General features: G+C 71.6%; 27 protein-coding genes (1 of these 27 only partly in view). 21 read left to right on the forward strand and 6 right to left on the reverse strand.

The window, feature by feature from the left end; translation table 11 throughout:
• The first annotated feature begins 38 nt into the window (after positions 1 to 38).
• On the forward strand, positions 39 to 167 hold the full coding sequence (locus tag ACQPZQ_RS14190; protein ID WP_433295786.1) for a hypothetical protein: 129 nt from the start codon (positions 39 to 41) through the stop codon (positions 165 to 167).
• Positions 164 to 1,039: a helix-turn-helix domain-containing protein gene (locus ACQPZQ_RS14195; protein WP_433295788.1), complete on the forward strand. Its 876-nt coding sequence runs from the start codon at positions 164 to 166 to the stop codon at positions 1,037 to 1,039. Before ACQPZQ_RS14190 ends, ACQPZQ_RS14195 begins: the two co-directional genes overlap by 4 nt.
• Before the next feature lie 30 nt (positions 1,040 to 1,069).
• Here ACQPZQ_RS14195 and ACQPZQ_RS14200 read toward each other — a convergent pair whose 3' ends face one another.
• The gene (locus tag ACQPZQ_RS14200) at positions 1,070 to 1,303 is read right to left on the reverse strand and encodes a DUF397 domain-containing protein (RefSeq protein WP_433295790.1); all 234 of its coding nucleotides are present in this window, start codon (positions 1,301 to 1,303) and stop codon (positions 1,070 to 1,072) included.
• A gap of 822 nt (positions 1,304 to 2,125) precedes the next feature.
• On the opposite strand from ACQPZQ_RS14200, the gene infC reads away from it, so the two are divergent.
• The 6 genes from infC to pheT all read left to right on the forward strand — a co-directional run bounded on the left by infC (position 2,126) and on the right by pheT (position 8,007).
• Positions 2,126 to 2,770, forward strand: a complete 645-nt coding sequence (gene infC / locus ACQPZQ_RS14205) for a translation initiation factor IF-3 (protein WP_433295792.1) — start codon at positions 2,126 to 2,128, stop codon at positions 2,768 to 2,770.
• Between the two features lie 68 nt (positions 2,771 to 2,838).
• Entirely contained in the window at positions 2,839 to 3,033 is a 195-nt protein-coding gene (gene rpmI, locus ACQPZQ_RS14210; RefSeq protein ID WP_344725473.1) for a 50S ribosomal protein L35, read from the forward strand.
• 51 nt (positions 3,034 to 3,084) lie between these two features.
• Positions 3,085 to 3,474 (forward strand): 50S ribosomal protein L20, encoded by a 390-nt coding sequence (rplT, locus tag ACQPZQ_RS14215; RefSeq protein ID WP_433295794.1) that lies wholly within the window; start codon positions 3,085 to 3,087, stop codon positions 3,472 to 3,474.
• Positions 3,475 to 3,542: 68 nt separating this feature from the next.
• Complete coding sequence (locus ACQPZQ_RS14220) at positions 3,543 to 4,397, forward strand: TrmH family RNA methyltransferase (RefSeq protein WP_433295796.1); 855 nt, start codon at positions 3,543 to 3,545, stop codon at positions 4,395 to 4,397.
• A 12-nt stretch (positions 4,398 to 4,409) separates the two neighbouring features.
• On the forward strand, positions 4,410 to 5,477 hold the full coding sequence (gene pheS / locus ACQPZQ_RS14225; protein ID WP_433295798.1) for a phenylalanine--tRNA ligase subunit alpha: 1,068 nt from the start codon (positions 4,410 to 4,412) through the stop codon (positions 5,475 to 5,477).
• A gap of 31 nt (positions 5,478 to 5,508) precedes the next feature.
• On the forward strand, positions 5,509 to 8,007 hold the full coding sequence (gene pheT / locus ACQPZQ_RS14230) for a phenylalanine--tRNA ligase subunit beta (RefSeq protein ID WP_433295800.1): 2,499 nt from the start codon (positions 5,509 to 5,511) through the stop codon (positions 8,005 to 8,007).
• A 7-nt stretch (positions 8,008 to 8,014) separates the two neighbouring features.
• Here the strand turns inward: pheT and ACQPZQ_RS14235 are convergent, their stop codons facing one another.
• The 5 genes from ACQPZQ_RS14235 to ACQPZQ_RS14255 all read right to left on the reverse strand — a co-directional run bounded on the left by ACQPZQ_RS14235 (position 8,015) and on the right by ACQPZQ_RS14255 (position 12,921).
• Entirely contained in the window at positions 8,015 to 8,593 is a 579-nt protein-coding gene (locus tag ACQPZQ_RS14235; RefSeq protein ID WP_433295802.1) for a hypothetical protein, read from the reverse strand.
• A 123-nt stretch (positions 8,594 to 8,716) separates the two neighbouring features.
• Entirely contained in the window at positions 8,717 to 9,928 is a 1,212-nt protein-coding gene (locus ACQPZQ_RS14240) for an acyl-CoA dehydrogenase family protein (protein ID WP_433295804.1), read from the reverse strand.
• 234 nt (positions 9,929 to 10,162) lie between these two features.
• Positions 10,163 to 11,212 carry an LLM class flavin-dependent oxidoreductase gene (locus tag ACQPZQ_RS14245; RefSeq protein ID WP_433295806.1) on the reverse strand — a complete coding sequence of 350 codons (1,050 nt, stop codon included), beginning with the start codon at positions 11,210 to 11,212 and terminating at the stop codon, positions 10,163 to 10,165.
• Positions 11,213 to 11,240: 28 nt separating this feature from the next.
• Entirely contained in the window at positions 11,241 to 11,924 is a 684-nt protein-coding gene (locus ACQPZQ_RS14250; RefSeq protein ID WP_433295808.1) for a DNA alkylation repair protein, read from the reverse strand.
• A gap of 25 nt (positions 11,925 to 11,949) precedes the next feature.
• Positions 11,950 to 12,921 (reverse strand): helix-turn-helix transcriptional regulator, encoded by a 972-nt coding sequence (locus ACQPZQ_RS14255; protein ID WP_433295810.1) that lies wholly within the window; start codon positions 12,919 to 12,921, stop codon positions 11,950 to 11,952.
• Between the two features lie 93 nt (positions 12,922 to 13,014).
• On the opposite strand from ACQPZQ_RS14255, the gene ACQPZQ_RS14260 reads away from it, so the two are divergent.
• The 13 genes from ACQPZQ_RS14260 to tyrS all read left to right on the forward strand — a co-directional run.
• Complete coding sequence (locus ACQPZQ_RS14260; protein ID WP_433295812.1) at positions 13,015 to 13,551, forward strand: DinB family protein; 537 nt, start codon at positions 13,015 to 13,017, stop codon at positions 13,549 to 13,551.
• Between the two features lie 91 nt (positions 13,552 to 13,642).
• A complete protein-coding gene (gene argC, locus ACQPZQ_RS14265; protein ID WP_433295814.1) occupies positions 13,643 to 14,662 on the forward strand; it encodes an N-acetyl-gamma-glutamyl-phosphate reductase in 1,020 nt (339 codons plus the stop codon).
• Entirely contained in the window at positions 14,659 to 15,825 is a 1,167-nt protein-coding gene (gene argJ / locus ACQPZQ_RS14270) for a bifunctional glutamate N-acetyltransferase/amino-acid acetyltransferase ArgJ (RefSeq protein ID WP_433295816.1), read from the forward strand. The genes argC and argJ overlap by 4 nt, the downstream gene beginning before the upstream one ends.
• 46 nt (positions 15,826 to 15,871) lie before the next feature.
• Positions 15,872 to 16,750: an acetylglutamate kinase gene (argB, locus tag ACQPZQ_RS14275; protein ID WP_433295818.1), complete on the forward strand. Its 879-nt coding sequence runs from the start codon at positions 15,872 to 15,874 to the stop codon at positions 16,748 to 16,750.
• 53 nt (positions 16,751 to 16,803) lie between these two features.
• Complete coding sequence (locus ACQPZQ_RS14280; RefSeq protein WP_433299190.1) at positions 16,804 to 17,940, forward strand: acetylornithine transaminase; 1,137 nt, start codon at positions 16,804 to 16,806, stop codon at positions 17,938 to 17,940.
• On the forward strand, positions 17,933 to 18,853 hold the full coding sequence (gene argF, locus ACQPZQ_RS14285) for an ornithine carbamoyltransferase (protein ID WP_433295820.1): 921 nt from the start codon (positions 17,933 to 17,935) through the stop codon (positions 18,851 to 18,853). Before ACQPZQ_RS14280 ends, argF begins: the two co-directional genes overlap by 8 nt.
• Positions 18,854 to 18,914: 61 nt before the next feature.
• The gene (locus ACQPZQ_RS14290; RefSeq protein ID WP_433295822.1) at positions 18,915 to 19,436 is read left to right on the forward strand and encodes an arginine repressor; all 522 of its coding nucleotides are present in this window, start codon (positions 18,915 to 18,917) and stop codon (positions 19,434 to 19,436) included.
• A 32-nt stretch (positions 19,437 to 19,468) separates the two neighbouring features.
• Positions 19,469 to 20,902 carry an argininosuccinate synthase gene (gene argG, locus ACQPZQ_RS14295; protein ID WP_433295824.1) on the forward strand — a complete coding sequence of 478 codons (1,434 nt, stop codon included), beginning with the start codon at positions 19,469 to 19,471 and terminating at the stop codon, positions 20,900 to 20,902.
• Positions 20,902 to 22,356 carry an argininosuccinate lyase gene (gene argH, locus ACQPZQ_RS14300; protein WP_433295826.1) on the forward strand — a complete coding sequence of 485 codons (1,455 nt, stop codon included), beginning with the start codon at positions 20,902 to 20,904 and terminating at the stop codon, positions 22,354 to 22,356. The genes argG and argH overlap by 1 nt, the downstream gene beginning before the upstream one ends.
• Positions 22,353 to 23,630, forward strand: coding sequence for an aminotransferase class I/II-fold pyridoxal phosphate-dependent enzyme (locus ACQPZQ_RS14305; RefSeq protein ID WP_433295828.1), 1,278 nt, complete (start codon positions 22,353 to 22,355; stop codon positions 23,628 to 23,630). The genes argH and ACQPZQ_RS14305 overlap by 4 nt, the downstream gene beginning before the upstream one ends.
• Positions 23,631 to 23,635: 5 nt before the next feature.
• Positions 23,636 to 24,259: a DNA-3-methyladenine glycosylase gene (locus ACQPZQ_RS14310; RefSeq protein WP_433299192.1), complete on the forward strand. Its 624-nt coding sequence runs from the start codon at positions 23,636 to 23,638 to the stop codon at positions 24,257 to 24,259.
• A 21-nt stretch (positions 24,260 to 24,280) separates the two neighbouring features.
• A complete protein-coding gene (locus ACQPZQ_RS14315) occupies positions 24,281 to 25,291 on the forward strand; it encodes an iron-siderophore ABC transporter substrate-binding protein (protein ID WP_433295830.1) in 1,011 nt (336 codons plus the stop codon).
• Positions 25,292 to 25,325: 34 nt separating this feature from the next.
• Positions 25,326 to 25,907 carry the start of a tyrosine--tRNA ligase gene (tyrS, locus tag ACQPZQ_RS14320; protein ID WP_433295832.1) on the forward strand. Its footprint extends 696 nt past the window's final position, so only the first 582 of its 1,278 coding nucleotides appear in the window; it begins with the start codon at positions 25,326 to 25,328; its stop codon lies off the right edge, out of view.

Below are 25,907 nucleotides of genomic sequence, written 5' to 3' on the forward strand. Positions count from 1 at the left end.
GATGATCGTCGGAGAAACCGTCCGGTACGGTGATCATCGTGACGTCGGACGCATCGCAGACGCCCGTCGACAACGCGCCCGTCAACGAGGTGGCGCCACAGATCCCTCGGCTCGCTCGTCACCACGGCGAGCGGCCCGCGTGCGGCGGGATGTCACCGCAGTCGTGACGTCGTTTTCTCCGGGAGTCGAGTCCGCCAGGGGAGCCACGGCCCGGCGAATCGTGCTCGGCGCCCAACTGCGACGGTTGCGAGAGGCGGCCGACATCTCGCGAGCCGACGCCGGCTACGCCATCCGCTCGTCGGAATCGAAGGTGTCGCGCATCGAGCTCGGCCGCGTCGCCCTCAAGGCGCGCGACATCTCCGATCTGCTCACCCTGTACGGAATTGCCGACGCCGCAGAGCGCGAGTCGTTTCTCGAGATGGTCGAGCAGGCGAACGAGCCGGGCTGGTGGCGCCGCTACAGCGACGTGATGCCCGGCTGGTTCCACGACTTCGTGGGTCTGGAGGAGTCCGCGTCGCGGATCCAGTGCTACGAGCTGCAGTTCGTGCCCGGCCTGCTACAGACCGAGGCGTATGCACGCGCGATCGCCACCCGCGGGCGCGTCGGCTCCGCGTCGGAGGAAGGCGAGCGGCGGATCGCGCTGCGCATGCGGCGGCAGAAGATTCTCGGCGGCATGCACCCGCCGAAACTGTGGGTGGTGCTTGACGAGTCCGTTCTCCACCGGCCGATCGGCGGCCGAATGGTGATGCGGGAACAGCTCGATCGGCTGCTCGAGCTCACGAAGCTGCCGAACATCACCATTCAGGTCGTGCCGTGGCAGTTGAGCGGATACGGCGCCGAGGGATCGTTCACGGTGCTGAGGTTCGCCGAGGCTGAACTGCCGGATGTGGTGTACGTCGAGCATCTCAGTGGCGCGCTCTATCTCGACCGCCAGGACGAGATCGAGTTGTACGGAAGGGCTGTTGACCGCCTGACGGTCGACGCACTCACTCCCGACGAATCGCGCCAATTGCTGGCGAAGGTGCTGGCCGACCTCTGAGCGGGCGGGAACGCCCTGGTCAGAAGGTGATCACGCGGGACGGAACTCGCCGTGCTCGACCCCGCCCAGGAAAGCGAGCCATTCGGCCCGGGTGAAGATGAGTGCGGGACCGCTGGGGTGTCGTGAGTTGCGGACCGCGAACTCGCCGGTGTCGAGTGCGGCGACTTCGACACAGTTGCCCATTGCGCCGCTCCTGCTGCTCTTGCGCCAGACGGCGCCCCGAAGCAGTGCTGCTGAACCGCCCTCGTGATTCGTGTCGGGCACGTCATCATCCTCGCTCGTGCTGAGTTGGTGGCGCTCGTTCTGCACGAACCTTATCAGTTGCACCTGCACGTGCATTTGCACGGGTCGAGGGGTCGGATTGCGCCTCATGGCTGCCGAGATGCCCGAATCGCTACAAGCCTGCAACAGTTTTGGCCGGTCAGGGCGCTATGGCTCGGGATGGCGCTGTCCGGGCGGGGCGAGTACGCCGGGTCTCCACCTCACGGTTCGTACAGGTGCACGTGCAGGTGGCTCTTGCATCTGCATCGATCGTTCGGCACGCTAAGGGGGTGCAGGGCAACTCGACGTCAACGACCCGTACCCCGGGCGACGCCGGGACGGGTGCGCGCAGAGCGAGCGAAGCGGACTCTTCGCCGCGCTTCGTCAGTGGCCTGCGTGCATTGTTCCGCCGTGGCCATCATCGGCGCGGTGACGACCCGCGGCGCCAATGGTGCATGACCGGGCACGCCTGAACGATCCGATTCCGGCGGGAGTGAGCCGCCTGGTCGCGCGGCCCTGATCGAGCGCCGGCTCTCGGCCCTGCAGCGTTTTGTTCGCACGAACCGGGCTGTCGTCGTCTTGCGGCGCACGCCCTGCGATCGGTATCGGTCCGCGCGCCACTCGTCTCGACGTCGCGCCGGCGGCCCCGCAGGGGTTTCACCGCCCGCGCTCCTCAACCGTTACCGGGTGCGGGCACGGAGCGTGGCCGCGGGCTGCTATCCTGCGGAATGCGACCACCCTGTCGCGCGTTGCACAAGGCGTCAGGGCGATCAAGTGGAGCCCCGCTCCCACCCGCCGCCTCAGGCGTCCGGGTCCGGTCCGTCGATGAGCCACAGGCTCGTCGGGTGTGATCGTCGGGTTCAGGTCTCCGCTCCGTCGCGCCCCACGACGTCGATACGAGGAGACCCCATCAGCACAGAGACGCGCATCAACGACCGCATCCGAGTTCCCGAGGTCCGCTTGGTCGGACCCAACGGCGAACAGGTCGGCATCGTGCGTATCGAGGACGCCCTGCGGCTCGCGCAGGAGGCAGAGCTCGACCTTGTCGAGGTCGCGGCTCAGGCCCGCCCGCCGGTCTGCAAGCTCATGGACTACGGCAAGTTCAAGTACGAGAGCGCGCAGAAGGCCCGGGAGTCCCGCCGTAACCAGCAGCTCACCACGATCAAGGAGCAGAAGCTCCGGCCGAAGATCGACACCCACGACTACGAGACCAAGAAGCGCAACGTCGTGCGCTTCCTCGAGGGTGGCAACAAGGTGAAGGTCACCATCATGTTCCGCGGACGCGAGCAGTCCCGCCCCGAGCTGGGGTTCCGGCTGCTGCAGCGCCTCGCCGAGGACGTGGCGGAGCTGGGCACGGTCGAGGCTGCCCCCAAGCAGGACGGCCGCAACATGACGATGGTGATCGCTCCGAACAAGAAGCCGGCATCCCGCCCGCGCCCCGTCGCCCAGGCGGACGCGCAGCAGGCCTGACGGCAGCAACGCCAGCACGACCAAACTGACGCCTCGCCCCCGGGGCGTCACCGGTGAACGGAACTGTCATGCCCAAGAACAAGACGCACAGTGGGATGTCCAAGCGGGTCAAGGTGACTGCCCGGGGCAAGATCCTGCGCCAGCAGACCGGCCTGCGGCACCGCCTCGAGGTCAAGTCGAGCAAGGAGACGCGTGACCTCTCTCGCGTCGTGCCCGTGAACAAGGCCGACGTCAAGCGCGTCAAGAAGCTGCTCGGCCGCTGACGCGGGCGCACGCCCCCCTTCCCCGCCTGACCAAGACGTAAGGACACCCCCATGGCACGCGTGAAGCGCGCGGTCAACGCTCAGAAGAAGCGCCGCACCACCCTGGAGCTGGCCAGCGGCTACCGCGGACAGCGCTCGCGGCTGTACCGCAAGGCGAAGGAGCAGATGCTCCACTCGCTGAACTACGCCTACCGCGACCGTCGCGCCAAGAAGGGCGACTTCCGGCAGCTGTGGATCACCCGTATCAACGCGGCCGCCCGCGCCAACGGCATGACCTACAACCGCTTCATCCAGGGCCTCAAGGCCGCCGGCGTCGAGGTGGACCGCAAGATCCTCTCGGAGCTCGCCATCAGCGACCCGGCCGCCTTCACCGCCCTCGTCGAGCTGGCCAAGGCCAACGTGCCGGCCCAGAGCGGCTCGCAGGACGGGACCGCGGCCTGAGCCGTCCGTCCGGCACGGCCGTGACCGAACCGCCCGGTACACCGATCCGAGCGTCAGCGGAGATCGCGTTGACGCAGCGCACGCCGCGCGTCGTCGCAGCACGCAAGCTGCTCCGCCGCGCGGGACGCGATCGGGCCGGGCGGTTTCTCGTGGAAGGCGCACAGGCCGTCCGCGAGGCGCTGGAGTGGTCGGGCGCAGGATCGGGCCGGGTGCACGAGCTGTTCGTCACCGACGCGGCCGCAGCCCGTCACCCCGAGCTGGTCTCGGCGGCGCAGGCCGCCGGAGCCCGCCTCAGCCCGGTCCCCGAACCCGTCGCCGAGTCGCTGTCCGACACCGTCACCCCGCAAGGGCTGGTGGCCGTGTGCGACCTGCTCGACGTTCCGCTTGCCACCGCGCTGTCGAACGGGCCCGAGCTGGTCGCGGTGTGCGCCGATATCGCCGATCCCGGCAACGCGGGCACCGTCATCCGGGTGGCCGACGCGGCGGGCGCCGGTGCCGTGCTGCTCGCGGGCGAGACGGTCGACCCGCACAACGGCAAGGCCGTCCGGGCCTCCACCGGCAGCGTGTTCCACCTGCCCCTGGCTCGCGACCGCGACGCCGACGCCGTGCTGGACGCCTGCCGCGCGGCCGGGCTCACGCTGCTCGTGGCCGACGGCCACGGCGAGCTCGACCTGCACGACCCTGCCGCCGACGCCGTGCTCGCGGGGCCCGTCGCCTGGATATTCGGTGGCGAGGCACACGGTGTCCCGGCCACCGTTGCGGAGCGGGCCGACCACCGCGTCCGGGTGCCGATCCACGGCCGGGCCGAGAGCCTGAACCTCGCCACGGCCGCGGCGGTGTGTCTGTACGCGAGCGTGGCGGCGCGACGTCGTCGAAGCCCGTCGGCGGCGGCCGTCGGCGAGCCGTCCCCGACCGGACCTTAGGATCGAGCCACCATGAGTGAGAGCACGGACGTGATGAGCCCGCTTGACCCGGATTCGCTGGACGCCGCCGTCGACGCGGCGGTCCAGGCTTTCGCGGGGGCCTCCGACCTGGCCGCGCTCGCCGCCGTCAAGCCGGCCCACCTGGGCGACCGCGCCCCGCTGCTGCTGGCTCGCCGCGAGCTCGGCTCGCTGCCCGGGCCGGAGCGGGCCGAGGCCGGCAAGCGCGTGAACGCCGCCCGTCAGCGGGCGCAGGAGGCGTTCGACGCCCGCCGGGAGACGCTGGTCGCCGAGCGCGACGCGCGCGTGCTCGCCGAGGAGACCGTCGACGTCACGCTGCAGTGGGACCGCATCCCGCGCGGCGCGCGCCACCCGCTCACGCAGATCTCCGAGCAGATCGCGGACGTCTTCGTCGCGATGGGCTGGGAGGTCGCGGAGGGGCCCGAGGTCGAGTCGTCGTGGCTGAACTTCGACGCGCTGAACTTCGGCAAGGACCACCCTGCGCGCACCATGCAGGACACCTTCTACCTCGCCGGATCGACAGCCGGGGACGACTCCGAGAGCTCCGGCATGGTCCTGCGCACCCACACCTCGCCGGTGCAGGTCCGGGCGCTGCTGCAGCGTGAGCTGCCCGTCTTCGTCGTCTGCCCGGGTCGTACCTTCCGCACGGACGCGCTCGACTCCACCCACACCCCGGTGTTCCACCAGGTGGAGGGCCTTGCCGTCGACAAGGGCATCACGATGGCGCACCTCAAGGGCACCCTCGACGCCTTCGCCCGCGCGATGTTCGGCGCCACGTCGCGCACTCGGCTGCGCCCGTCGTTCTTCCCGTTCACCGAGCCGTCCGCCGAGGTGGACGTGTGGTTCCCGGAGAAGAAGGGCGGGGCAGGCTGGGTGGAGTGGGGCGGCTGCGGCATGGTCAACCCCAACGTGCTGCGCGCCTGCGGCGTCGACCCCGACGTCTACTCCGGCTTCGCGTTCGGCATGGGCCTGGAGCGCACGCTGCAGTTCCGCAACGGCATCCCCGACATGCGCGACATGGTCGAGGGCGACGTCCGGTTCAGCCGCGCGTTCGGCGTCTGAGTCCGGCATCTGATCCCCCAGGAGCAACCCCGTGCGCGTTTCCCAGTCCTGGCTCGCCGAGCTGCTCGGCGCCGGCAACGTCCCACCGGCAGATGACACCGCCGAGGCGTTCGTCCGTGTCGGCCTCGAGATCGAGGACATCCACCGGGCACCCGACCTCACCGGTCCGGTCGTCGTCGGCCGCGTGCTGGAGTTCGAGGTGCTCACCGGGCTGAAGAAGCCGATCCGGTGGTGCCAGGTCGACGTGGGGGAGCCCGAGCCGCGGGGGATCATCTGCGGCGCGAGCAACTTCGCGGTCGGCGACCTGGTGGTCGTCGCGCTGCCGGGGACCGTGCTCCCCGGAGGCTTCGAGATCTCGGCCCGCAAGACCTACGGGCACGTCTCCGACGGCATGATCTCCTCGGCACGCGAGCTGGGCATCGGCGCCGATCACGCCGGCATCCTGGTGCTCCCGGAGGGCACCGCGGCGCCCGGCGACGACGCTCGCCCCCTGCTGGGTCTCTCGCCCGACGACCCGGACGACGTGATCGAGCTGAACATCACGCCCGACCGCGGCTACTGCTTCTCCGTGCGCGGGCTGGGCCGCGAGCTCGCCTGCTCGCTGGACGTCGGCTACACCGACCCGGCTGCCCGGGTCGAGGTCCCCCCGGCCCAGGGTGAGGCCTGGCCGGTCGTGCTCGCCGACTCGGCGTGCCCGCGGTTCGTCGCCAGCCGGGTGGACGGTGTCGACCCCACCGCAGCTGCGCCGTGGTGGATGCAGCGGCGCCTGCTGGCCGCGGGGATGCGGCCCATCTCGCTGATCGTCGACGTCACCAACTACGTGATGCTCGAACTGGGGCAACCGCTGCACGCCTACGACGCCGCCCGGGTCACCGGCCCGATCGTCGTGCGGCGCGCCCGGGCGGGGGAGAAGCTGCGCACTCTCGACGACGTCGAGCGCACTCTGAACCCCGACGACCTCCTGATCACCGACGACTCCGGCCCGATCGGGCTGGCCGGTGTGATGGGCGGGGCGTCCACCGAGATCGCCGGCCCGAACGAGAACGGCCGGATCGATGTGCTGATCGAGGCCGCGCACTTCGACCCCGCGGTGATCGCGCGGGCCGCGCGCCGCCACAAGCTGCCCAGCGAGGCGTCCCGCCGCTTCGAGCGGGTGGTCGACCCGCTGCTGCCGCCCGTGGCTGCCGAACGCGCCGCGCAGCTGCTCGTCGAGCACGGCGGTGGCACGATCGTCCCCGGCCGCACCGACGCCGGGGCCGCACCGCGGCCCGTCCCCGTCGAGATGCCGCTGGAGCTGCCCGACCACGTCGCCGGCATCGCCTACCCGCCCGGCGCCACCGTGCGCAGGCTCACGCAGATCGGCTGCAGCGTCGAGCTCGTCACGGGCGACGACGGCCGCGGGCACGTGGTGGCCCTGCCGCCGTCCTGGCGACCCGACCTCGTCCAGCCCGCCGACCTCGTGGAGGAGGTGCTGCGGCTCGAAGGGCTCGACGTCATCCCGTCGGTGCTGCCCGCCGCCCCGCCCGGGCGCGGCCTGACCCCGGCCCAGCTGCGCCGTCGTGTCGTCTCGCGTGCGCTGGCCGAGGACGGCTACGTCGAGGTGCTGCCGTTCCCGTTCGTCGACCCGGCCGTCTGGGACGCGTTCGGTCTCGCCGCCGACGACGTCCGTCGCCGCACCGTGCACGTGCTCAACCCGCTCGACGCCGAGCGTGCCGAGCTCGCCGGCACACTGCTCCCGGGCTTGCTCGACGCGCTGATCCGCAACCGCTCCCGCGGCGCCACCGACCTCGCGCTCTACCACATCGGCCAGGTCGTCCTGCCGCACGCGAAGCCCGTGCCGATGCCCGATCCGGGTGTCGACGCCCGCCCGTCCGACGCGGAGCTCGCGCAGATCGAGGCCGCCCTGCCGGCGCAGCCCGTGCACGTCGGGGTGGTGCTGGCCGGCGACCGCGAGGCGCGCGGCTGGTGGGGCGAGGGCCGGGCCGCGAATTGGGCCGACGCCGTGGAGGCCGGACGTCTGGTCGGGCAGGCCGCAGGCGTGGAGCTGCGTGTCACGGCGGCGTCGCTCCCTCCGTTCCACCCCGGCCGGTGCGCCGCTCTGCGGGTGGGCGACTGGATCGTCGGGCACGCGGGGGAGCTGCACCCCAAGGTTGTGGAGGCTCTCGGGCTGCCGGAGCGCACCTGCGCCATGGAGCTCGACCTCGACCTCCTGCCGCTGGACGACCGGCGCCCCGCGCCGCAGGTGTCGCCGTACCCGCCGATCGCGGTGGACGTCGCGCTCGTGGCCGACGCGTCCGTGCCCGCCGCCGAGCTGGCCGAGGCGCTCATCGACGGGGGTGGCGAGCTGCTCGAGGACGTCCGGCTCTTCGACGTCTACACGGGCGAGCAGGTGGGGGCGGGCCGCCGCTCGCTGGCGTTCACCCTCCGATTCCGCGCCGCCGACCGCACGCTGACGAGCGAGGAGGCCAACGCCGCTCGCGACTCCGCCGTGGCCGTGGCCGCCGAGCGGCACATGGCGACCCTGCGCTGACTCCGCGTCAGGCCGGCAGGCGGGAGAGCGCGGCCGCGGCCGCGCTGCGCCAGGCGTCGTCGGAGGGCGCGCGACCGGCTACGAGGATCGTCACCAGGTAGCGGGGGCTGGCCAGTTGCATCGTGGGCCCGGTGGCGGTGTCGATCACCGCGGCGGCGTCGCCGACGTCCTGCAGATCGCGGCGCCCTCCCGGCCCGGCGCGTACGTAGTCGGCAGGGGTGCCCGAGCGCACGGTGTAAATGTTGATCATGGCGATGGGCTCCGTGCCGTCGATGGCGACGCAGGCGGCGCTGCGGGATCCGTCCTCGCGCTGGACCGAACCCTGCACCGGCGGCCGCACCGTGGAACCCACCAGCTCGCCGAACTCGGCGGCGTTGAGCAGGCATTCGTCCGGGAGCGGATCGACGTCCAGGCTGCTGCGCGGACCGCGAGGCGCGGCGGGGGTGGTGGGCTCGGGCGAGTTGGCCCGCTGTGGTGCCGCTGCTGCCGGGGCCGTGGGCGCCCCATTGCCCGGGACGGAGACGGTGCAGCCAGTGGCTACAAGGGCGAGTACGACAACAGCCGGTCCGAGCCACGCGCGCAGCACGAGGGGCGACAGTAGCCGGACGGATCGCTGTCACGGGGCGGTTCGGAGCTTTCCGCCGCCGACGGCCTCGAGACGCTTGCTCCGGTAGTCGTGACCTACCGGCCACGGTATGACCGCAAACGGTCAGAGATGGAACGGATCGATCTCCAGTCCGAGCAGTGCCTGTCCGGCACCTCGCCACCGGCCCCGCGAGAACGCGATGTGCTGGCCGGCGACATTGACGTCGCGCCAGCAGCGCTGGATGACGTCACCTGCGAGTGCAGAGGAAACCCCGGCTGTCTCGAACGCCAGATTGACCGCCTGTACCGCACTGCGCGTCGCGAACTGTGCAGCCAAGGCGTACTCCGTGCGCAGCGGCAGCGGCACCTCAACTCCCGATTGCACTGCGGACCACGTCCGCTCGGTGACGTCGAGCAGGAAGCTGCGGCCGGCCCGCAGTGCTGCCTCCGCCTCGGCCAGTCGGACCTGTACGTCCTGGTCCTGGACCAGCGGCGCCATCTCGCGGGTCTTGTGCCGGCAGAGCTCGGTCAGCTCGTCGAGCGCGCGTCGCGCCACCCCGAGGGGAATGCCGACGAGCAGCGAACGGACAGCGGTGAAGAATGGCACGCGGTACAGGGCTCCGCCGGCCCGCGGTGGCTCGTAAAACGGCATCAGCGTCCGTTCGGCCGGCACGAACACGCCCTCGGCGAGCACGTCGTGGCTGCCGGAGCCGCGCAGGCCTGCCGCATCGTTCCACGTCGGCAGAACTCGCAGCTCCGTGGCCGGGAGCACCGCCCAGCGCATCATCGGGCGCTCGCCCAAGGTCCGCGGCACCCCGTCCGGGCCCACGACGACGACGCCCACCGAGATCATTGTTGCGTGCGGGGCACCGCTCACGAAGGACCATCGACCGGAGACCCGATATCCGCCGTCCTCCTCGACAGCCTGCCCGGTCGGGGCGAACGACGACGAGACCGGCTGCCCGGGCCTCCCGTCGAGCAGGCGGGCCGCGACGCTCTGATCCAGCCAGGCGAAGAACATCGAGCTGTTCCCGGTCATGGCCGCCCACGCCGCGGAACCGTCAGCGTGGGCGAGGGTCTCGGCCGTCCGGACCAGGGTCGCGGGATCGGCCTCGAAGCCGCCGAGGCCGAGCGGGAGCCCGAGCCGAAACATACCGGCCGCCTCGAGCAGTTCGACGACGTCGGCAGGCAGCGTGCCGACGGCGGACGCCTCGGGTGCGCGTGCGCTCAGGTGGGGAGCCAGTGCGGCCGCAGCCGCTGGCAGCTCGACGTGAACCGACTCGCTGACGACGTCCGACTGTGGTTCCGACGCCGTCATCGCTTCCTCTGCTGTCACGACTTCCTCCTGGCGAAGCCCCGGCGAGGCTCTCGGACTTCCGCACGTCCCACACGTGCGATTGGTTCGATAGATCCCAGGCGATCAATCTCACTTTCCCGGCGTGGTGTCCGCGCACCCGCAGCCCACCTGCCTGACCGAGTGGAAAGGGTGCGACTCGCGGGCGGGAAACGGGCGACTCGCGGACGGCTTGTGTACGCGAATTGTGCGGTGTCGGCCCGGGTCGGGGTCGCGTCAGCCCGTGGCCGGGGCCACCACTGCCTCGCGGCGGGCCACCTCCGCACGAACCCGCGGCGCCACCTCGGTGCCCAGCAGCTCGATGGCCCGCAGCACCTCCCGGTGCGGGACGCTGCCGATCGCGACCTGGATCGCCGTTCGCTGGTGCCCGAACAGCTCGTGCTGGAAGAGGATCTTCTCGGCCACCTGCTCGGGCGAGCCCACGACGTACGCCCCGCGCAGCGCGACCTGGGCGTCGAACGCGGCGCGGTTGGTCGGTCCCCAGCCGCGCTCGCGCCCGATCCTGTTCATGACCTCCGAGTGCGCCGGGTAGTAGATGTCCCCGGCCGCCTGCGATGTCTCGGCGACGAAGCCGTGGAGGTTGAGGCTGATCGGCAGCGGCCCGTGGCCGCTGCGCGTCAGGGCCTCCCGGTACAGCTGCGCGAGCGGCACGAACCGCTCCGGCTCACCACCGATGATCGCGAGCGCCAGCGGCAGCCCGAGCGCCCCGGCCCGCACGACCGAGTGCGGGTTGCCGCCGACGGCCACCCAGATCGGCAGCGGGTCCTGCACCGGCCGCGGGTACACGGGCTGGTCGTGCAGTGGCGCGCGCAGCCGTCCCGACCAGGTGACCCGTTCCGCGTCACGGACGGCCAGCAGGAGGTCGAGCTTCTCGGCGAACAGCTCGTCGTAGTCGGCGAGGTCGTAGCCGAAGAGGGGGAAGGACTCGGTGAACGACCCACGCCCGGCCATGATCTCGGCGCGGCCTGCCGAGAGCAGGTCCAGCGTCGAGAACTGCTGGAACACCCGCACCGGGTCGTCGGAGCTCAGCACGGTGACGGCGCTGGTCAGCCGGATCCGGGAGCTGCGTTCGGCGCCGGCCGCAAGGATCATCGCCGGAGCGGACGCGGCGTAGTCGCGGCGGTGGTGCTCGCCGACGCCGAAGATCTCCAGGCCGACCTCGTCGGCCAGCGCGATCTCCTCGACCACCTCGCGTACCCGCTGCGCCGGCCCGACGCCGCTGGGGTCGAGGCTGACATCGGCGAAGGTGTGCACTCCGATCTCCACGCCGCCACCAACTCCGGTGCGTGGTTCGTCATTCCCCGAGATGCTTGAGCGCTTCCCGGCGGGAGAGCGGCGAGAGTTCGGGGTGGTCGGCGACGAACTCGCGTACCCAGGCCGGGTCGACGCGGGCGTGTTGGCGCAGCGCCCACCCGATGCCTTTGCGCAGGAAGAAGTCGGGATCGCCGAGGTTGGCCTCGATGGCGTAGCGCAGGAGGTCGAGGTCGGTGGCCGCGCCCGAGCCGAGCTGGCTGATCACCGCCGTGCGGCGCAGCCACCTGTCCTCGTCGGTGGCCCACGCGCGCAGCACCGGCGTGAGCTGCGCCGCGTGGGCTCGCAACAGCGGCCCGATCCGCCTGCTCGTGATGTCGTCGGTGAAGTCCCACCACGCGCCCGTCACGATCCAGTCCCGCAGCAGCGGCACCCACGAGGGGTCCGGCCAGCGCCGGTAGCGGCTGTGGTCGACGAGGGCGAGCGCGAGATAGCGCTCCTCGCGGAAGCGCGCGCCGGTCCACAGCTCCTCGGCTGCCGTACGCAACGCTGCCGTGTCCGGGAGCGGGTGCTCGGCCACCAGCGTGCGCACCAGCTGGATCCGCGCGGGTTTGGGCACTCCCCGGAACGGCATCTCCGACTTCATGTAGCGCTGCATCTGCGGTGCGGCGACCGGATCGGCCAGCTCGGCGAGGCCGGTGCGGGCGCGCTCGACGATCGGCAGCACGCCCGTGACGCTACGGGTTCGGCCGTCAGTCACGATCGCTCGCTCCGGTGGCGCGGCCGAACGTCCGCGCCCAGCCGCGAACGTGGTCGAGCAGCTCGGGCGGCGACAGCACGGTGAAGTCGGCGCCCAGCGATCCCAGCGCCATCGCCGGCCAGTCCAGAGAGTCGGCCCGCATCCGCAGCAGGCACCGGCCGTCGCCGGCCTCCTCGACATCGGCCCACCTGCCGAGGTGCTGCCGAACCACCGTCGCCGGTGCGGCGACCAGCACCTCGACGGCATGGAAGGTTGGCAGGTTGCCGAGGCCCGCCCGCACGAACGCCGCGGCGTCCTCGGCGGGGAGCTCGCGCGGCCGGAACCGGGCCCCCGTGTTGCGCGGCCGGTCGAGGCGATCGAGACGGAAGCTGCGCCAGTCGTGCCGGGTGAGGTCGTAGGCGACGAGGTACCAGCGCTGGCCCAGTGGGACGAGCCGCAGGGGCTCCACGTGGCGATCGGTCCGTTCGCCGCCTGCCGCGGTGTAGCCGAACTCGAGCCGTTCGGTGTCGCGACAGGCCTGGGCGAGCACGGTGAGCACGCCGGGATCGACGCTGGGACCTGTGCCGTTCCATCCGGCGGGCACGGTCATGGCCCGCAGGGCCTCCATCCGCCGGCGCAGCCGGGGCGGCATCACCTGGACCACCTTGGCCAGGGCGCGCACGGACGACTCGGCGATGCCCGCGACGCCGCCCTGCGCGGCGGCCTGCAGACCGACGGCGAGGGCTACGGCCTCTTCGTCGTCGAGCACCAGCGGGGGCAGCGCGGCGCCCGCGGCCAGCTGGTAACCACCGTCGACCCCACGGTTCGCCTCGACGGGGTAGCCCAGCTCGCGCAGCCGGTCGATGTCGCGGCGCAGCGTCCGCACGGAGACGCCGAGCCGCTCCGCCAGCTCGGTGCCCGGCCAGTACCGGTGGGTCTGCAGGAGCGAGAGCAGCCGCAGCGTCCGCGAACTCGTGTTGGCCATGGTGGAGATTCTCGGGCAATTGAGGTCAGAAAGTGGCACGAAGGCTCCGTAACGTACTTCTCGACGGACCCCCGAGACCGAAGGACGACACCGATGACCAGCACGGAAACGACCATCGACGAGCGCACCGACCTGCTGGAGGCCCTGGCGACGCGTCGCCAGTTCCTCCGCTACACGGTGCAGGGACTCACCGACGACCAAGCGCGGCAGCGCACCACGGCCAGCGCGCTGTGCCTCGGTGGCTTGGTGAAGCATGTCGCCGAGGTCGAGCGCGGGTGGGCGGACTTCATCCTCGAAGGCCCCTCCGCCATGGCCGGTGGCTGGGACGGCGAGGAGCCGACGCAGGAAGTGATCGACTCGTGGTCGGCGAAGTTCCAGCTGCTCCCCGACGAGACCCTCGCCGGCGTGCTCGCCGAGTACGAGGAGGTGGCGCGCCGCACCGATGAGCTGGTGCGCACCCTGCCGGACCTCGGCGTCTCCCACCCGCTCCCCGAGGCGCCCTGGTTCGAGAAGGGCAAGCGCTGGTCCTTCCGGCAGGTGTTCCTGCACATCATCGGGGAGACCACCCAGCACGCCGGGCACGCCGACATCATCAGGGAGTCCCTGGACGGGCAGAAGACGATGGGGTGATCGTCACCGCCGTTGATCGTCACCGCCGTTGATCGTCACCGTGATCCGAACTCGATTGCATTGACTTGCGCTCTCGTGCATAGTCATTCACGTGAAGCGGATCGCGGTGGCAGGTGCGAGCGGGTACGCGGGAGGGGAGCTGCTCAGGCTCCTCCTCGCGCACCCGGAGGTCGAGATCGGCACGTTGACGGCAGGGGAGAGCGCAGGCACGCCACTCGGCGTGCACCAGCCGCACCTGCTGCCACTGGCGGACCGAGTGCTGGAGGAGACGTCGCCGGAGACCCTCGCGGGCCACGACGTCGTGTTCCTCGCGCTCCCGCACGGGCGCTCGGCCGAGGTGGCCGCGCAGCTCGGCGACGACACGCTCGTCATCGACTGTGGTGCCGACCACCGGCTCTCCGACTCGGCGGCCTGGGCCCGCTGGTACGGGGGTGAGCACGCCGGGAGCTGGCCTTACGGGCTCCCCGAGCTCCCCGGCGCACGCGACGCGCTCCGTGGCACCCGCCGCGTTGCCGTGCCGGGCTGCTACCCCACGGTGGCCACCCTCGCCCTCTTCCCGGCGCTGGCTGCCGGCCTCGTGGCGCCCGACGTGGTGGTCACCGCCGTTTCCGGCACGTCCGGTGCCGGGAAGTCGCCGAAGCCGCACCTGCACGGTGCCGAGGTGATGGGCTCCCTCTCGGCGTACAAGGTGGGTGGTGCGCACCGGCACACGCCGGAGATGGTGCAGAACCTGTCCGGCGCCGCCGGCGTTCCCGTCACGGTGAGCTTCACGCCGGTGCTCGCCCCGCTGCCGCGCGGCATCCTGGCCACGTGCACCGCGGCACTGACCGGTGACGGAGCCGGCATCCGGGAGGCGTACGAGAAGGCCTACGCGGACGAGCCGTTCATCGCGCTGCTTCCCGAGGGCAGCTGGCCCACCACGGCGGCCACGCTGGGGGCGAACACCGCGCAGGTGCAGGTGACCGTGGATCCCGACGCGCAGCGGCTCGTCGCCGTCGCCGCGATCGACAATCTCACGAAGGGCACGGCCGGTGGCGCCGTGCAGTCCATGAACCTGGCCCTCGGGCTTCCCGAGACCATGGGGCTGCCGCTCACGGGGGTGGCTCCGTGAGCCAGGGTGTCGTCGCCCCGAAGGGGTTTCGCGCGGCAGGCGTGACCGCCGGTCTCAAGACCAGCGGGGCCTCCGACCTCGCGCTCGTGGTCAACGACGGGCCGCGGTTCGACGCGGCCGGGGTGTTCACGCGGAACAAGGTCAAGGCCGCGCCGGTGCTGTGGTCGCAGCAGGTGCTCACCACCGGACAGCTGCGCGCGGTGGTGCTCAACTCCGGTGGCGCCAACGCGTGCACCGGCCCGGAGGGTTTCCAGACCGCGCACGCCACCGCGGAGAAGGCCGCCGAGCTGCTCGGCTGCGGCGCCATCGAGGTGGCGGTGTGCTCCACCGGCCTGATCGGCCGGCAGTTGCCGCGCGACCTCGTCCTGGCCGGTGTGGAGAAAGCCGCCGCGGGGCTTGCCGACAGCGCCGCGGCCGGGCTGGCCGCTGCCACCGCGATCATGACCACCGACACCGTCGCGAAGCAGGCGGTGCACAACGACCAGGCAGGTTGGAGCATCGGCGGCACCACCAAGGGTGCCGGAATGATCGCGCCGTCGATGGCCACGATGCTGAGCGTCCTGACCACCGACGCGGTGCTCGAGCCCGCCGCGCTCGACTCCGCGCTGCGCGCCGCCGTGCGCGTCAGCTTCGACCGCCTGGACGCCGACGGCTCGATGTCCACCAACGACACGGTGCTGCTGCTCGCCTCCGGCGCCTCGGGGGTCACCCCGGCGGCCGACGAGTTCACGGCCGCGCTGACCGCGGTCTGCCACGACCTCGCGCGCCAGATGCAGGCCGACGCGGAGGGCGTCACCAAGCGGATCACGGTGCGGGTCACGGGCGCAGCCGACGAGGACGACGCCGTCACGATCGCGCGGACGGTGGCCCGGGACAGCCTGGTGAAGACCGCGATCTTCGGCTCGGACGCCAACTGGGGCCGGATCGCGGCTGCCGTCGGCTACTCCGACGCGGAGGTCGACCCGGACCGGCTGGACGTCACGATCAACGATGCGCTGCTGTGCAAGGGCGGTGTCGCGGCGGGCGGCCGCACGGACGCCGATCTGTCCGGCCAGGACGTCCTCGTCGAGATCGAGCTGGGGATCGGCACGGGCACCGCGGAGATCCGCACCACGGACCTGTCGCACGGCTACGTGGAGGAGAACAGTGCCTACCCCACCTGACGAAGCGTCCCCGGCCCCCGACGCCGCGGGCGACGGGGAGGGGTCCATGGCCATGCGTCTGAAACGGGCGACCGAGAAGGCCGGTGTGCTGGCCGAGGCGCTGCCGTGGCTGCAGCGTTTCCACGACCAGATCGTGGTGGTGAAGTACGGCGGCAACGCCATGATCGACGAGGACCTCAAGCAGGCGTTCGCGCAGGACATGATGTTCCTGCGGCTCGCCGGCATCCATCCGGTCGTGGTGCACGGCGGCGGGCCGCAGATCACCGCGATGCTGGGCCGCCTGGGCATGCAGGCCGAGTTCCGCGGTGGCCTGCGCGTCACCACTCCGGAGACGATCGACGTCGTCCGGATGGTGCTGGTCGGGCAGGTCGGCCGGGAGCTCGTCGGGCTGATCAACCAGCACGGCCCCTATGCCGTGGGCCTGTCGGGGGAGGACGCCGGGCTCTTCCGGGCGGAGCGGCGCACCGCGCTCGTCGGTGGGGAGCCGGTCGACATCGGCCTCGTCGGCGACGTCGTGGAGGTCAACCCCGACGCGGTGCTCGACATCGTCGAGGCGGGCCGGATCCCGGTGGTGGCGGGTGTCGCACCCGACGAGAACGGCACCGTGTACAACATCAACGCCGACAGCGCGGCCGCCGCGCTCGCGTCCGCTCTCGGTGCAGCGAAGCTCGTGGTGCTCACCGACGTCGAGGGCCTGTATGCGAACTACCCGGACCCGGAGTCCGTGATCAGCGCGCTCACGGCCGATGAGCTGGAGCCGCTGCTCCCGGAACTCGAGAGTGGGATGGCACCGAAGATGGAGGCTTGCCTGCGTGCCGTGCGTGGCGGGGTCGGGCGAGCGCACGTGATCGACGGGCGGGTGCCGCATTCGGTGCTGCTCGAGGTGTTCACCAGTGAGGGAGTGGGAACGATGGTGATCCCGTGAACGAGGGCAACGTGACGAAGAACGACTTCGCAGGCCGCTGGCAGGCGTCCCTGATGAACAACTACGGCGTGCCGCCGGTCGCGCTCGTGCGCGGCGCGGGCGCCGAGGTCTGGGACGCCGACGGCCGCCGCTACCTCGACCTCGTGGGCGGCATCGCCGTCAACTCCCTCGGGCACGCGCACCCGGCCGTGGTCGAGGCCGTCACCGGGCAGCTGTCCACGCTCGGCCACACGTCGAACCTGTACATCACCGAACCCGGCCTGGAGCTCGCGGAGAAGCTCAAGGAGCTTCTCGAGCAGCCCGACGCGCGCGTGCTCTTCTGCAACTCCGGCACAGAGGCGGTCGAGGCGGCGTTCAAGATCGCCCGGCGCACCGGAAGGCCGAATCTGGTGGCGGCCGAGAACGCCTTCCACGGCCGCACGATGGGCGCGCTGGCCCTCACCGGTCAGCCGGCCAAGCGCGCGCCGTTCGAGCCGATGCCGCCCGGGGTCTCGCACGTGCCCTACGGGGACGTCGCCGCGCTGGACGCGGCAGTCGGTCCCGACACCGCGGCCGTGGTCCTCGAGCCGATCATGGGCGAGGCGGGCGCGATCACCCCGCCGGAGGGTTACCTCAAGGCCGCGCGGGAGATCACCGCCGCACGCGGCGCCCTGCTCGTCGTCGACGAGGTGCAGACCGGAATCGGCCGCACCGGCGCCTGGTTCGCCCACCAGCACGAGGGCATCGTCCCGGACGTCGTGACCTTGGCGAAGGGCCTCGGTGGAGGGCTTCCGATCGGGGCGTGCATCGGGATCGGGGCGGCGGCGTCGTTGCTCGAGCCCGGGCAGCACGGCACGACGTTCGGCGGCAACCCGGTGTGCTGCGCCGCCGCACTGGCCGTGCTACGCACCATCGCCGCCGACGGGCTGCTGGAGCACGTCACTCTGGTCGGCAAGGGCATCGCCACGGGCATCGAGGAGCTGCGCCACCCGCTGGTGCGCGAGGTGAGCGGGGCGGGCCTGCTCATCGGCATCGGTCTCACCGCGCCCGTGTCGGCCGCCGTCGCCGCCGCTGCGCGCGACGCCGGCTTCCTGGTCAACAACGCGGTTCCCGACCGGATCAGGCTGGTCCCGCCGCTGATCATCACCGAGGAGCAGGCCGGGGAGTTCCTCTCCGCGCTCCCGTCGTTCCTGGACGCCGGTCATGGTTAGGCACTTTCTCCGCGACGACGACCTCACCCCCGACGAGCAGCGGGAGGTGCTGGACCTCGCCGACGCGATGAAGGCCGACCGGTACGCGCACCGGCCGCTCGCCGGTCCGCGCCCTGTCGCCGTGCTGTTCGACAAGCCGTCGACCCGCACCCGGCTGTCGTTCGAGGCCGGGGTGGCGCAGCTGGGCGGGCATCCGCTGATCGTCGACGCCCGGTCCAGCCAGATGGGGCGCGGTGAGACGATCGGCGACACCGCCCGGATGCTCTCCCGCTACGTCGACGCGATCGTCTGGCGCACGGGCGACCAGTCACGGATCGAGGAGATGGCGGCCGCCGCGACCGTGCCGGTGGTCAACGCGCTGACCGACCAGTTCCACCCGTGCCAGGTGCTCGCCGACCTGCAGACGATCCGGGAACACTTCGGCCGGCTCGCCGGGCTGACCATGACCTACCTCGGCGACGGCGCCAACAACATGTCCCATTCGTTGCTGCTCGGCGGCACCACCGCCGGGCTGCACGTGCGGGTGTGTGCGCCGGAGGGCTTCCAGCCGGACGCGGGAGTGCTGGGCGACGCGGCGAACCGCGCGGCCGCCACTGGTGGTGGGGTGGAGGTGATCACCGACGTCGACAAGGCCGTCGACGGCGCGGACGTGATCGTGACGGACACCTGGGTGTCGATGGGGCAGGAGGACGACGGCCTGGACCGTGCGGCACCGTTCCGCGCGCTCCAGGTGAACGCCGCGCTCGTGCGCCGCGCCGCGCCCGGCGCGATCGTGATGCACTGCCTGCCTGCCCACCGCGGCGACGAGATCACCGACGAGGTGATCGACGGTCCCGCGAGCGTGGTGTGGGACGAGGCGGAGAACCGGCTGCACGCGCAGAAAGCGCTGCTCACATGGCTGATGCGGCGCTGAGCTGAACACCGGCAAGCGATGACCGAGGCGGGACGATGACAGGGACGACAGGAGCGAGCCGATGACAGCGGTGGGCGACGACGCCGTGACGTCGGGCGTGCCCGCACCGGGGCCCGGCCGGACCCGGGCCGGGCGCCAGGCCCGGATCGTCGAACTGATCACGCAGCAGGCGGTGCACAGCCAGCCCGAGCTATTGGCGCTGCTGGAAGCCGAGGGCATCGGCACTACGCAGGCCACGCTGTCGCGCGACCTCGACGAGCTGGGCGCCGTGAAGCTCCGGGGAGCCGACGGCGGCACGCCTGTCTACGTGATCCCGGACGACGGCAGCCCGGTTCGCGGTATCGAGGGTGGTACCGCCCGGCTGGCCCGGTTGCTGGGGGACCTGCTGGTCTCCGCGGACGCGAGCGGGAACCTCGCCGTGCTGCGCACCCCGCCGGGGGGAGCGCACTATCTGGCCAGTGCCCTGGACCGGGCCGCCCTGCACGACGTCGTCGGCACGATCGCCGGGGACGACACCCTGCTGGTGGTCGCCCGCGAGCCCCTCACCGGCGCCCAACTCGTCGCGCGCCTGCGCGAACTCTGACCCCTGGCGAATCGACAAGGAGCAACCAACTCGTGAGCAAGGTCCTGACCTCCCTTCCCAAGGGCGAGCGCATCGGCATCGCCTTCTCCGGGGGCCTCGACACCTCCGTGGCGGTCGCCTGGATGCGCGACAAGGGCGGGATCCCGTGCACCTACACCGCTGACCTCGGTCAGTACGACGAGCAGGACATGTCCGGCGTGCCCGCGCGCGCCAAGCAGTACGGCGCGGAGATCGCCCGCGTGCTCGACATCAGGCCGCAGCTGGTCGAGGAGGGCCTGGCCGCGCTGGCGTGCGGCGCCTTCCACATCCGGTCCGGGGGCCGGACGTACTTCAACACCACGCCGCTGGGCCGCGCCGTCACCGGGACGTTGCTGGTGCGGGCGATGCAGGCCGACGACGTGAACGTCTGGGGCGACGGCTCGACCTTCAAGGGCAACGACATCGAGCGGTTCTACCGCTACGGCCTGCTGGCCAATCCCGAGCTGCGCATCTACAAGCCGTGGCTCGACGCCGACTTCGTCCATGAGCTGGGCGGACGCCACGAGATGAGCAGGTGGCTCACCGCCCACGGGCTGCCCTACCGCGATGCGGCCGAGAAGGCGTACTCCACCGACGCCAACATCTGGGGTGCGACGCACGAGGCCAAGACGCTGGAGAACCTCGACGTGTCCCTGGAGACGATCGAGCCGATCATGGGGGTTCGGTTCTGGGATGCGGCGACCCGGATCGAGACCGAGGACGTCGCAGTCACCTTCGAGGCCGGGTATCCGGTGGCGATCAACGGCACGCGGTACGACGACAAGGTCGCCCTCGTCCTCGAGGCCAATGCCATCGGCGGACGCCACGGCCTGGGCATGTCCGACCAGATCGAGAACCGGATCATCGAGGCGAAGTCGCGCGGCATCTACGAGGCGCCCGGGATGGCGCTGCTCTTCGCCGCGTACGAGCGGCTGCTCAACGCGATCCACAACGAGGACACGGTTGCCAACTACCACAACGAGGGCCGCAAGCTCGGTCGGCTGCTCTACGAGGGACGCTGGCTGGACCCGCAGGCTCTGATGGTGCGCGAGTCGGTCCAGCGCTGGGTCGCCTCGCTCGTGACCGGCACCGTCACGCTGCGCCTGCGCCGCGGCGACGACTACACGATCCTCGACACCGAGGGGCCCGGCTTCTCCTACCACCCCGACCGGCTGTCCATGGAGCGGGTCGAGAACGCCGCCTTCGGGCCGACCGACCGGATCGGCCAGCTCACCATGCGCAACCTCGACATCGCCGACTCCCGCGCCAAGCTGGAGGCGTACGCCGCGCAGCCGCACGAGCAGGGGACGGTGCTCGTCGAGCACGGCACGCTCTTCGGCGAGCTACCCGCGGGCGGCTTCGACCGGATCGCGGCGATCGACGAGTCCGGTGAGCGCGACTCCGGAACGTCCCTCGACGCCGCTGCTCTGGAAGCGGGTAACGACTGATGACGGGCTCCCAGCTGTGGGGTGGCCGGTTCGCCTCCGGCCCGGCCGACGCGCTGGCCGCGCTCTCGAAGTCCACGCAGTTCGACTGGCGCCTCGCGCCCTACGACCTGCGTGGCTCGATGGCGCACGCCCGCGTCCTGCGCCGCGCCGGCCTGCTCACCGAGGACGAGCTGGCCGGCATGCTGGACGCTCTGGCGAAGCTGGAGGCCGACGTGGAGTCGGGCGCGTTCGGACCCGCGCCCGACGACGAGGACGTGCACTCGGCCCTGGAACGTGGCCTCATCGATCGGGCCGGTCCCGAGCTGGGAGGCAAGCTGCGTGCCGGCCGCTCCCGCAACGACCAGGTCGCCACGCTCTTCCGGATGTGGCTGCGCGACGCGGCCCGGCGGGTGGGCGCGGGCGTGCTGGACGTCGTGGACGCGCTGGTCGCACAGGCGGACGCGCACCCGGACGCCCCGATGCCCGGGCGTACGCACCTTCAGCACGCGCAGCCCGTTCTGCTCGCCCACCATCTCGCCGCCCACGCCCATGCGCTGCTGCGTGACGTCGACCGGCTGCGGGACTGGGACCGTCGTGCCGCGGTGTCGCCGTACGGATCGGGGGCGCTGGCCGGTTCGTCGCTCGGGCTCGATCCGGAGGCCGTGGCCGCGGAGCTGGGCTTCGACTCCTCCAGCGCGAACTCCATCGACGGCACGGCGTCGCGCGACTTCGCCGCCGAGGCTGCATTCGTGCTCGCGATGATCGCGGTGGATCTCTCCCGGATCGCCGAGGAGGTGATCATCTGGGCCACCGCGGAGTTCTCCTACGTCACCCTCGACGACGCCTTCTCCACCGGCAGCTCGATCATGCCGCAGAAGAAGAACCCCGACGTCGCGGAGCTGGCCCGGGGCAAGGCGGGCCGGTTGATCGGCAACCTGTCCGGGCTTCTCGCCACGCTGAAGGCGATGCCGCTCGCCTACAACCGTGACCTGCAGGAGGACAAGGAGCCGCTGTTCGACTCGGTCGAGCAGCTGGAGCTGTTGCTCCCCGCGGTCGCCGGGATGGTCGCCACCCTGACCTTCCACACCGATCGGCTCGCCGAGCTGGCCCCGGCGGGGTTCACCCTCGCCACCGATGTGGCCGAGTGGCTCGTGCGGGCCGGCGTCCCGTTCCGGACCGCGCACGAGGCGGCAGGCGCATGCGTCCGGGCCGCGGAGGGCCGGGGCGTCGGACTCGCCGACCTGACCGACGCGGAGCTGGCTGCCGTGCATCCGGCGCTCACCCCGGAGGTCCGGCAGGTGCTCACGGTCGCGGGCTCGATAGCCTCCCGCAACGCCCGTGGTGGGACGGCAGGGGAGCGCGTCACCGAGCAGCTCGACGAGGTGCGTGCCGCCGCGGCGGCCGCCCGGGAAGCCCTGGCGGCAGTCGCGACGAGTGCCCCCGCGCGGGGCGCCGAGACCGGAGGACCAGCATGACCTCGCCAGCCGACCTGGAGTCGCCGCTGCTCGACCTCGACGCGGCCCGTGCCGCGTACGACGAGTTCCGCGCCCAGGGCCTGTCGCTCGATCTCACCCGCGGAAAGCCGTCGAGCGCCCAGCTCGATCTCGCCAACCCCATGCTGAGCCTTCCTGGCGAGCGGTTCCGATCCGCCGACGGCATCGACACGCGCAACTACCAGGGCCTGCAGGGGCTCCGGGAACTCCGCGAGCTGTTCTCGCCGTTCCTGAAGGTGCCGGTCGAGCAGCTGATCGCGTTCGGCAACTCGAGCCTCGAGCTCATGCACGACACCGTCGTGCACGCGCTGCTCAGCCCGCTCCCGGGCGCCGAGCGCCGCTGGGCCGACGAGAAGCTGGTGCGGTTCCTCGCCCCGATCCCCGGCTACGACCGCCACTTCGCACTCTGCGAACGCCTGGGTGTCGAGCTGGTGCCGGTGCCGATGACGCCGGACGGCCCCGACATGGACGTGGTCGAGGAGCTCGTGGCCACCGACCCGTCGGTCAAGGGCATCTGGTGCGTGCCGAAGTACTCCAACCCCGACGGCGCCGTCTATTCCGACGACACGGCGCGCAGGCTCGCCTCGATGCCGGCGGCCGCCCCGGACTTCCGGATCTTCTGGGACAACGCCTACACGGTGCACCACCTCACGGACGAGGAGGTGGAGATCGCCGACGTGCTGACGCTGGCGGCGGAGGCGGGTCACGCCGACCGCCCCTTCGTGTTCGGATCCACGTCCAAGATCACGTTCGCCGGAGCGGGCGTCGCCTTCCTCGGGGCGTCGCCTGCCAACGTCTCGTGGTGGCTGGCGCTCACCGGCAAGCGCACGATCGGGCCGGACAAGACCAACCACCTGCGGCACGTGATGTTCCTGCGGGACGCCGACGGCCTGCGGCAACACATGCGCCGGCATCGCGAGCTGATCGCCCCGAAGTTCGCCGCCGTGGACCGCATCCTGACCGAGCGTCTCGGGTCGGTGCCCGGCGTGCGCTGGTCGCGGCCTGCCGGCGGCTACTTCGTGACGCTGATCGTGCCGGACGGCACGGCGGCCGAGATCGTGCGGCTGGCGGGCGAGGCGGGGATCGCGCTCACCCCGGCCGGTGCCACACATCCCTACGGCGTCGACCCTGAGGACCGCACGATCCGGCTCGCCCCGACGTTCCCGGAGCTGGCCGAGGTGGAGCGCGCCATGTACGGGGTCACCGCCTGCGTCCGCCTCGCGCTGGCTCAGCGGGGAGCGTCGACGGCATCGTGACGTTGCTGGACCGCGAAGAACTCGCGGACGACGTCCTCCGCGCGGCCGTGCGGTTGCTCGGGTGCACGGTCGAGGCCGACACCCCGGAAGGCACGGTCGCCGTGCGGCTCGTGGAGGTGGAGGCCTATCGCGGCGCCGACGACGCGGCCTCGCACAGCTTCCGGGGCCGCACCCCACGCAACGGCGTGATGTTCGGGCCGGCCGGGCACCTGTACGTCTATTTCATCTACGGGATGTATTTCTGCGCCAACATCACCTGTCTCCGTGACGGGGAGGCGGGTGCGGTGCTGTTGCGCGGCGGCGACGTGGTGTCGGATCTGGCCACCGCGCATGCCCGCCGCCCCACCGCGCGGCGCGCGGCCGACCTGGCGCGCGGCCCGGCCCGGCTCGCGTCCTTGCTGGGGCTCGGGCGGGAGGACAACGGTGTGGACGTCACCGATGCGGGGTCGCGCGTGCGGCTGCTGGCGGCACCGCCCGTCGACCCGGCGCTCGTCCGCTCCGGGCCCCGTGTCGGGGTGGCGGCCGCCCACGATCTTCCGTGGCGGTTCTGGTTGCACGGATCGCCGGGCGTGAGCCCCTACCGCCCCGGTCGCGGCGCACCTGTGGGACAACTCAAGCGGGGGAAGTAGCTTAGGCTAACCTCTCTTCGCGTGACCGTTTTGCGTCTTCGGGCCTGGCGCACGCTCGCGCCCCTCCTCGCAGCCGTCCTGCTCACCGCGTGCGCAGGCGGGGGACCGAGCGCCGACACCGCGCAACCGTCGTCGACGGGGAATGCGGCGTTCCCGGTGACGATCGAGCACGCCCTCGGCGCCACCGTGGTGCCTGCTGCGCCGCAGCGCGTCGTCTCGCTCGGCTTCAGCGACCAGGACGCGATCCTCGCGCTCGGAGTGATCCCCGTCGCGATTCGTGAGTTCACCGGCAACAGGCCCTCGGCGACCTGGCCGTGGGCTGCCGATCGGCTGCAGGGTCAGCAGCCGGAGGTGCTCGCCGGAGATATCGATCCGGAGAAGATCGCCGCCCTCCGGCCGGACCTGATCGTGGCCGTGTCGGCCGGGCTCGACCAGGAGCAGTACGACGTCTTCTCCCGGATCGCCCCGACGATCACCCAGCCCGTCGGGTTCTCCGCCTATCAGGCCCCCTGGCAGGACGCGACGCGGCTGATCGGCAGAGCCCTCGGACGCGCCGGCGAGGCCGAGCAGTTGGTGACGGATCTCGACGCGCGGTTCGTGGCGGTGCGCGCGCAGTACCCGCAGTTCGCCGGCAAGCAGGCGGCGCTCGCTGCAGCCGGCTCCACCGGCACGGGCAGCTACTTCGTCTGGAACTCGAAGGACAACCGCGGACGCTTCCTGAGCTCGCTCGGCTTCACGGTGCCCGCGCAGTTCGACCAGCTCGCGGGGGAGAGGTTCTACGCAGAGATCAGCACCGAGCAGCTCGGCCTGCTCGACCAGAACGACCTCGTGGGATGGATCACCATCCCCGGCACCGAGAACTCCGGCCTCGACCAGCAGCCCGGCTACCCCGCGCTGCGGGTCGGCCGGGAGGGCCGTGTGGTCGGCCTCACCGAGGAGCAGGGCGTCGCGTTGTCGTTCAGCAGTGTGCTGAGCCTGCCCGCGCTGCTCGACCAACTGCCCGCCGAGTTCGCCGCGCACCTGGGCACCTGAAAACCCCTGGCCGCCGTGGGGGAGGATCGGTGTCGTGGGTATGGACATCCTCGACGAGCTGGAGTGGCGCGGCCTGATCGCGCAGAGCACCGACCTGGACGCCTTGCGGCGTGACCTCGCCGAGGGAGTGCTCACGCTCTATGCGGGCTTCGACCCCACGGCCCCGAGCCTGCACGCCGGAAACCTCGTGCCGCTGCTGACATTGCGGCGTTTCCAGCAGGCCGGAGCCCGGCCGATCGTCCTCGCCGGCGGTGCCACCGGCATGATCGGAGATCCGCGAGAAGTCGGCGAACGGTCCCTCAACAGCGCCGAGACGGTCACAGGCTGGGCCGAACGCATCCGTGGACAGCTCGAGCGGTTCGTCGAGTTCGACGACTCACCTACCGGCGCACTGATCGTCAACAACCTGGAGTGGACCGGGCCGCAGTCCGTGCTCGAGTTCCTGCGGGACATCGGCAAGCACTTCTCGATCAACGTGATGCTCGGCCGGGAGACGGTCAAACGCCGCCTCGCCACCGACGGCATGTCCTACACCGAGTTCAGCTACCTGCTGCTGCAGAGCCAGGACTACCTGCACCTCTTCCGGCGCCACGGCTGCCGGCTGCAGGTCGGCGGG

Origin of the sequence: Pseudonocardia sp. CA-142604 (genome assembly GCF_050948475.1) — a bacterium.
Lineage (GTDB): Bacteria > Actinomycetota > Actinomycetes > Mycobacteriales > Pseudonocardiaceae > Pseudonocardia > Pseudonocardia alaniniphila.